Source organism: Acidovorax sp. HMWF029, assembly GCF_003060895.1.
In the GTDB taxonomy this organism is placed as follows: domain Bacteria; phylum Pseudomonadota; class Gammaproteobacteria; order Burkholderiales; family Burkholderiaceae_C; genus Acidovorax.
The window spans coordinates 1-3500 of sequence record NZ_QAIH01000297.1 but is presented as its reverse complement, the minus strand read 5'-3'; the positions used below and the strand labels follow the sequence as shown (position 1 = coordinate 3500).

Annotated in this window: 2 protein-coding genes and 1 pseudogene; all 3 read right to left on the bottom strand. The window is 67.5% G+C overall.

Going from position 1 to position 3500, the window contains the following annotated elements; genetic code table 11:
- Nucleotides 1-263, bottom strand: a pseudogene (locus DBR12_RS20315) (YkgJ family cysteine cluster protein); the annotation flags it as partial.
- A 38-nt stretch (nucleotides 264-301) separates the two neighbouring features.
- Entirely contained in the window at nucleotides 302-2605 is a 2304-nt protein-coding gene (locus tag DBR12_RS20310; protein WP_108618886.1) for an ATP-dependent DNA helicase, read from the bottom strand.
- Nucleotides 2602-3414, bottom strand: a complete 813-nt coding sequence (locus tag DBR12_RS20305; protein WP_199226740.1) for a hypothetical protein — start codon at nucleotides 3412-3414, stop codon at nucleotides 2602-2604. The genes DBR12_RS20310 and DBR12_RS20305 overlap by 4 nt, the downstream gene beginning before the upstream one ends.
- Nucleotides 3415-3500: the final 86 nt, after the last annotated feature.

Below are 3500 nucleotides of genomic sequence, written 5' to 3'. Positions count from 1 at the left end.
CGCAGATGCTGCGCGATGTGGAAGACCTCGGGCTCAGTGGCTTCGACCCGCAGGTGGCAGCAGTGGGCGCAACCGGCCTGGCAGGCGGGCTGGGGACCGGTGGCGCGGGCCTGCTCGGCCACGGCGTCCACGCCCCGGTGCAGTTGCGCGATGAAGGCCACGGCGCCATCCGCGCCCTGGGCCTGCCGCAGCGCCTGCGCCGCCCGTTGCCGCACACGGGTGATGGATTGCAGGAAGGCGGCGCGCTCGTCGTCGGTCAGCATGGGCTACGTGGTGGGGGATGGTTGCTGTGCCTCGCACCTTAGCGTGTTTGCCACCACGCGGGCAGCAGGTTGCGCACCTGGGCCTGCCCAAAGCGCTCGTCCATCAGGTGCACCACGCCTTCGTCGCTGGGCGTGCGGATCACGCGGCCAGCGGCCTGCACCACCTTTTGCAGGCCGGGGTAGAGGTAGGTGTAGTCATAGCCCGCGCCAAACAAATCCTGCATGCGTTCGCGGATCTGTTCGTTGACAGGGTTGACCTGTGGCAGGCCCAGCGTGGCGACGAAGGCGCCAATCAGCCGCCGGCCCGGCAGGTCGATGCCCTCGGCAAACGCACCGCCCAGCACGGCAAAGGCAATGCCTTGGCTGGTGGCGGTGAAGCGGGCCAGAAACTCGCGCTGTTCGCCTTCCGGCATGCGGCGCGACTGGCACCAGTGCGGCACATCGGGGTGCTGCTGTGCAAAAAGTGCAGCAGCCTGCTGCAGGTAGTCATAGCTGCTGAAAAACGCCAGGTAGTTGCCGGGCCGCTCGCGAAACTGCTGCGCCATCAGCGCCGCGATGGGCGCCAGCGACGCAGCGCGGTGCGGGTAGCGTGTGGAGATCTGGCGCGCCACCTGCACCTGCAGCTGGTACGCAGCAAAGGGCGACTCCACGTCCACCCACACATGGTCATTCGGCAGGCCCAGCAGGTCGGCGTAGTAGCGTGCGGGCTGCAGCGTTGCTGAGAACAAGGTGCTGGTGTGTGCTGCTTGCAGGCGGGGTTGCAGGAAGGGGGCGGGCACCACGTTGCGAATGCAGACCACGGAATCGCCGGGTTTGAAGGCCCGCTGGTGGTGAGCGGCGGAAGCCTGGGAAATGTCCACCATCGAATGCGCATCCAGCAGATCGGCCATGCGCTGCAGGTGCAGGGCGTCGAAGTAGAACGCCTGTAGCGCCCCGTCCGGTTCGGTGGGATGGTCTGCGAAGTGCTCGGTGAGTTTGGTCGTGCACTGCTGTAGCGCGGCCAGCAGCTTGTCGGGGAAGGTTTCTAGCACTGTGTAGGGAGCGGTGTGCGCCTTGTCCAACGCAACCCAGGTGCGGCGCACTTTGTCCAGCGCCTTCTTCACGGGCGTGTGCCGCGCAGCGGAGGGGCTGCTGCGGGCCTGGGCCAGGGTGGCGGGGGGCAGCTCGGCGGTGAACATCTTGCGGCCACGCTCCACCAGGTTATGCGCCTCGTCCACCAGCAGCGCTGTGCGCCATTGGTTGGCCTGGGCCAGGCTGTGCAGCAGGCCGCCGAGGTCAAAGTAGTAGTTGTAGTCGCCCACCACCACATCGGCCCAGCGGGCCAGTTCCTGGCTCAGGTAGTAGGGGCAGACATCGTGCTGCAGTGCTACGTCGCGCACGCGGTTTTGCACCAGGGCGGGGGCGGTTTGGCCTGCGCTGGTGGTGGCAAATGCAGCGGCACGTGCAGCCGGGAGCCGGTCGTAGAAGCCCCGTGCCAGAGGGCAGGACTCGCCGTGGCAGGCCTTGTCAGGGTGTTCACAGGCCTTGTCGCGCGCCACCAGCTCCAGCACGCGCAGCGGCAGTGCGGGTGCGCTGTCGGACAGGCGCGCCAGTGCATCCAGCGCCATCTGCCGCCCCGAGGTTTTGGCCGCCAGAAAGAACACTTTGTCGATGCGCTGCGCGGGCGCGGCCTTGAGCAGCGGGAACAGCGTGCCTATGGTCTTGCCAATGCCCGTGGGTGCTTGGGCCAACAGGCAGCGGCCTGCCACTGCGGCCTTGTACACGGCTTCGGCCAGCGGACGCTGGCCGGTGCGAAAGTCGCCAAACGGAAACGCCAATGTGGTCAGTGCGGCATCGCGCACGGCACGGTGGGCCACCTGCTGTTCGGCCCAAGCAATGAAGCGCTGGCACTGGGCCTCGAAGTGCTGGCGCAGGTCATTTGCGCTGCAGCGTTCGGTAAACACCGTCTCCTGCTGCGTACCCACGTCCAGGTACACCAGCGCCACGTCGATGTGCGCCAGTTGCTCCTGCTTGCACAGCAGCCAACCATACACCTTGGCCTGTGCCCAGTGCAGGTGGCGGTGCGATGCGGGTTGGCGGTCCATGCGCCCTTTGAAGGTCTTGACCTCGTCGATGCGCTGCTGCGCGGGGTCGTAGCCATCGGCCCGGCCCCGTACACGCAGGCTTTGGTAGCTGCCGTTCAGTGCTACCTCCGCGCGGTAGCTTGCACCCCGACGTGACGCTGCAACGGCATGGCCTGCCATACCTTCCAGCGCGGTGGGCGCGGGTGTAAAGCGCAGGTCCAGGTCGCCCTGCTTGGCGGTGAACTCGCACAGCTCGCGCACCGCCACGGTGTAGGTCATGGGGGGCTGGCACCAGGGTGCGGCTCGGTGGCGTCGACCAGCGGAGCCTGGGCCTTGTCTTCCTCGCTGCGCAGCGGCGTGGCCTTGCACAGCGCCATCCACACCGCAAAAGGCAGGGTGCAGCGGTTGTGCCGCGCGGGGCGCAGCAGCTCAAAGCGCCCGTCTTCCACGCTGCCGTGCAGCACCCATATGCCGAAGTGCTCAGGGATCTCGTCAGGCTCGGCAATGCCTGCGGGGAAGACGTAGTAGCACTCCTCGCACAGCCACTGGTAGGCCTGCCGTTTGGCGTCGTGCCGCAGGTCCGACAGCAAGTCGGCCCGGCTGGCCTTGACCTCGTGCACCATGGGCTGCAGGTAGGTGGACACCGAAGTGTTGCGCACCGAGAAAAGATCAGGCCGGGCCATGCGCCACACATTGGCAGCGGCGTGGGAAGCGGGGGCGAGGTCATCGTCGGCCCATAGCGGCGCCATGGCAGGCGCAGCGTTGGCGGCCGCTTCAGCCGTGGCTGCAGGCGGCACCACATCCCCCACCGGCACGGTGTCGATCACCGCGCGCAGTGACAGTTCGGCCCACACGATGCGGCCCGCCGCCAGCAACTGCGCCGCAAACTTCTGGCCCAGCCGGTCGTGCAGACTCAGCGCCCGCACGCTGCGCTGGCGGGCCTGCGCCAGAGCGCGGATGCCTTCGTCGGTGAGGCGCAGGGTTTCGCAACCATCGGCCGCAATGTGCAGACTGATGAGGCCCGCAGCCAGCAGGTCAATCTCCAACCCATCCTTGCATGGCCACCCCGCCGAGCGCCAGATCTGCATCAGGCGGGTGCGGTGAAAGCGGGTGATCGGGATGGCGGGCAGGGCGTCCGAAGTGGGGGGGGGCAGCGCCGTCATGAGGGTGAAGT

Bases quoted from the DNA above. Each gene is read 5' to 3' on its own strand.
- DBR12_RS20310 (WP_108618886.1), bottom strand. From the start codon at position 2,605: ATGACCTACACCGTGGCGGTGCGCGAGCTGTGCGAGTTCACCGCCAAG.
- DBR12_RS20305 (WP_199226740.1), bottom strand. From the start codon at position 3,414: ATGCAGATCTGGCGCTCGGCGGGGTGGCCATGCAAGGATGGGTTGGAG.